Source organism: Facklamia sp. P9177 (genome assembly GCF_050409585.1).
In the GTDB taxonomy this organism is placed as follows: domain Bacteria; phylum Bacillota; class Bacilli; order Lactobacillales; family Aerococcaceae; genus Facklamia.
Map to the genome: position 1 here is coordinate 1 of NZ_JBNUPE010000043.1, position 870 is coordinate 870.

Below are 870 nucleotides of genomic sequence, written 5' to 3' on the forward strand. Positions count from 1 at the left end.
GTAAACGCCAGATAAACCGCTCAGCCCATCAGGCTACCATGGCTCAGCTCCTTATAAAGCCCTCACAGAAAGATTAAACAGCTACATGGATCATTGAACTCACACTTCTCATGAGCGAGGCCTACTTTGTTCTAGGTGGCTAAGTTCTATTTGCAATTTATAAATTAATAATAACTTTGACTTTAATTACTTTGTGTAATTATAAAAAACTAAAACAAAATATTAAAAACTGATTTGTTAGCTTATTTTGAAGTCAATAGTGCGTATTATATTTTCGTGTTAATTATCCTTAATAAAGTTTTTATTCACAATATATGACATCACAAAAATACTAAAAGAGCAAAAAATAAAAATATTCCAACTTAAAACTGGGACTAATTTACCAAAAATAATATTAGAAGGAGATACTAATAAAGAACTGAAAATAAATAGAATTGAAAAAACACGGCCTAAATATTCCTGACTCGTCTCCTTTTGAATTATCGTAAATACTTTAGCATTTATTTGAACTAAAAAATAACCATTTATAAGAGCACATCCAAAAATAAAATAGATGTTTTTAAAAATACCAGCTATTAACAATATCATACATAGATACTTAATATCTGAAACAAACTTACTGTCTTTCCTTCTTTTACTCAAATAAGTTAAAACAATTCCACCAATAATCCCGCCAATCGCTTCCAAACTTATTGTAAGACTATAAAAATCTTCAGATTTATTTAAAATTACATTTATTATATATGGTAAAGCTAGATCATATGAGATCATAATAAAATTTAAAAAAGAAATAAATATTAGGATTCCTAATATCTCAGACTGAAGACAAACCCTTCTTTGAGGATGACTCATACAGGGTTTGTCTTTGTT

1 pseudogene is annotated in these 870 nt (G+C 28.0%); it reads right to left on the bottom strand.

Annotated elements, in window-relative coordinates:
• Nucleotides 1–279 precede the first annotated feature (279 nt).
• A pseudogene (locus ACQV18_RS09375) lies at nucleotides 280–870 on the bottom strand (MFS transporter); the annotation flags it as partial.